The 2,777-nt window shown below is 64.7% G+C and carries 3 protein-coding genes; 2 read left to right on the top strand and 1 reads right to left on the bottom strand.

Annotated elements, in window-relative coordinates:
* Positions 1–105: 105 nt before the first annotated feature.
* Positions 106–699 (top strand): DUF805 domain-containing protein, encoded by a 594-nt coding sequence (locus JHD07_RS28855; protein ID WP_291628352.1) that lies wholly within the window; start codon positions 106–108, stop codon positions 697–699.
* On the top strand, positions 696–1,862 hold the full coding sequence (gene dapE / locus JHD07_RS28850) for a succinyl-diaminopimelate desuccinylase (protein ID WP_291628350.1): 1,167 nt from the start codon (positions 696–698) through the stop codon (positions 1,860–1,862). The genes JHD07_RS28855 and dapE overlap by 4 nt, the downstream gene beginning before the upstream one ends.
* Positions 1,863–2,021: 159 nt before the next feature.
* Here dapE and truA read toward each other — a convergent pair whose 3' ends face one another.
* The gene (gene truA / locus JHD07_RS28845) at positions 2,022–2,759 is read right to left on the bottom strand and encodes a tRNA pseudouridine(38-40) synthase TruA (protein ID WP_291628359.1); all 738 of its coding nucleotides are present in this window, start codon (positions 2,757–2,759) and stop codon (positions 2,022–2,024) included.
* Positions 2,760–2,777 lie beyond the last annotated feature (18 nt).

The raw sequence follows: 2,777 nt of genomic DNA, 5'->3' as shown, positions 1-2,777 counted from the left end.
CGCGCCACTCGCACCTCAGGATGACGGGTTTGGTACTGGATCGAACCCACGTTCCCTCCATCGCGACCAATGTCCGGGCGGCCCGTTCCGCCCGGAGCCACTCGCTTGGACTGGACCTGGTACCTCTTCCGCTTCAACGGCCGCATCGGCCGCGCCAAATATTGGCTGGCCGGTCTGATCATCCTCTGCTGGATGATCTTGATGGCCGCGATCATAGCGGCGTTCGACTCCCGCCCCTTCCGCTTTTCGGTCGACGACATCTTCAAGGTCGTCGATCCCGAAACCTATCGAGATGTATCTCGGACCGACCTCCCGCTGATCCTGGTCAAGCTGATCGGCACGCCGCTTTTCACATGGGTGTTCGCCGCGACCTCCGTCAAACGGCTTCATGACCGCGACAAGAGCGCTTGGTGGGGGTTGCCCTTCTTTGTCGTGCCCGGACTCATCAACCAGTTCCTGGACCGGATCAGCGACGATCATATCGGCTTCACGCTCGGGCTGATCTCGTTCATCCTCGCGACCTGGGGCGGCATCGAGTTGCTGTTCTTCCGCGGCTCTAAGAAGACCAACCGGTTCGGCGCCGATCCGCTCCAAATCTCGCCTCCAGTCAAGCCTGGATGGGATCAGCAACGTGAGCTCGAAATGCCGGTGCAGAAGGCTGGCCCACCGCCGCAATGGCGTGTTAAGCCGGGCGCATGACCGATGCTCTCTCGATTGCCCGCGACCTGATTCGTTGCCCCTCTGTCACTCCGGCCGATGCCGGCGCGCTCGGAGTGCTCGAAAACATCCTGAGCGCTGCCGGCTTCACCTGTCACCGCGGGACGTGCAGCGAGGCGGGCACGGCCGATGTCGACAATCCCTATGCACGGATCGGGACCGAGGGCCCGCACATCACCTTCGCCGGCCACACCGACGTGGTGCCGCCGGGCGACGAAAGCGCCTGGAGCGTGGGCGCATTCTCCGGCGAGGTGAAGCACGGTATCTTGCATGGCCGCGGCGCGGTCGACATGAAGGGCGGCATCGCCTGCTCGGTCGCCGCGGTGCTGGAGTATCTCGCCGCCAACGGCGGCAAGCCGCGCAGCGACGGTAAGGGTTCGATCTCGTTCCTGATCACGGGCGACGAGGAAGACGTCTCCATCAACGGCACCATCAAGCTGCTCAAATGGGTCGCCGAACGCGGCGAGAAATTCGACCATTGCGTGCTCGGCGAGCCCTCCAATGTCGAGGCGCTCGGAGACACCATCAAGATCGGCCGACGCGGCTCACAATCCGGCACGCTCATCGTCGACGGCGTGCAGGGCCATGTCGCCTATCCGCATCGCGCGGCCAACCCGGTGCCGGACATATCGCGGCTGATCGTGGCGATCTCGGACGAGCCGCTCGACCATGGCAGCGCGCAATTCCAGGCCTCCAATCTCGAATTCGTCTCGGTCGATGTCGGCAACAAGGCCTTCAACGTGATCCCCGGCGAGGCCCGCGCAAGATTCAACATCCGCTACAACGACAACCACACCCAGGCGAGCTTGCGCGAATTGCTCGAGACGCGCCTCGCAAAGGCCTGCGGCAACCGCATCAAGGCCCGCATCGTCTGGGAGACCTCGAACTCCAACGTGTTCGTCACCAAGCCCGGCCCGTTCACCGACCTCGCGGTCGCCGCGATCGAGGAGGTGACGGGCCGCAAGCCGGAGCTGTCGACATCAGGCGGCACCTCGGACGCGCGATTCATATCGAGTTACTGCCCCGTGATCGAGTTCGGGCTGGTCGGCCAGACCATGCACCAGATCGACGAACGCGTGCCGGTGGAGGATCTGGTGAAGCTGACGCGGGTGTATCGCGGGATCCTGACGCGGTATTTTGCTTGAGGCACTGTTGCCTCCACAAAGAGAGCTGTCATCGCCCGACTTGATCGGGCGATCCAGTATTCCAGAGACAGTTTTGATTGAGCCGCGAGGCCGCGGCGTACTGGATGCCCCGCCTTCGCGGGGCATGACACTGAGGGTGTGGCAGCAGCGCGCCTCACCTCAATAATCCACCTGCATCAGATATAGCCCTTCCGGCGGGGCGACGATGCCGCAGGCGGCGCGGTTGCGGGCGGCGAGAGCGGCGGAGAGATCGTCTGCCGTCCAGCGGCCCTCGCCGACCCAGACCAACGATCCCACCATCGAGCGCACCTGGCTGTGCAGGAACGAGCGCGCCGAGGTGATCACGGTGATCTCGCGGCCGTCCCGGATCACGTCGAGCTGGTCGAGCGTCTTCTCCGGCGATTTGGCCTGGCACTCGGTATCGCGGAAGGTCGTGAAATCGTGCTTGCCGAGCAGACGCTGCGCCGCCGCGTGCATCGCCTCGGCGTCGAGCTTGCGCGGCACGCGCCAGGCGTGGCCGATATCGAGCGCGAGATTGGCGCGGGTGTTGACGATGCGATAGCGGTAGTGGCGCTTGATGGCCGAGAAGCGCGCCTCGAAACTGTCGGGCACGATCTCGGCTTCCAGCACCGCGATCGGATGCGGGCGCAGATGCGCGTTGAGCCCGTCGCGAAAACGTCCGGGCGGAAACTGCTTGTCGACGTCGACATGCGCGACCTGCCCGCGCGCATGCACGCCGGCATCGGTGCGGCCCGCACCATGCACGCGCAAATCCGTGCCCGTCATGGCCTTCACGGCAGCCTGTAGCGCGCCCTGCACCGACGGCAGCGTCTCCTGCACCTGCCAGCCGAAGAACGGCGCGCCGTCATATTCGATGGTGAGCTTGTAGCGGGGCATGGGGATCCGGTTCTTGCG

It is taken from the genome of Bradyrhizobium sp. (assembly GCF_016462955.1).
GTDB lineage: Bacteria > Pseudomonadota > Alphaproteobacteria > Rhizobiales > Xanthobacteraceae > Bradyrhizobium.
This window is presented reverse-complemented; position numbering and strand designations above follow the sequence as displayed.

What these genes read in the sequence shown, in the direction of transcription:
- truA (WP_291628359.1), bottom strand. Translation starts at nt 2,759, where the DNA reads ATGCCCCGCTACAAGCTCACCATCGAATATGACGGCGCGCCGTTCTTC.
- dapE (WP_291628350.1), top strand. Translation starts at nt 696, where the DNA reads ATGACCGATGCTCTCTCGATTGCCCGCGACCTGATTCGTTGCCCCTCT.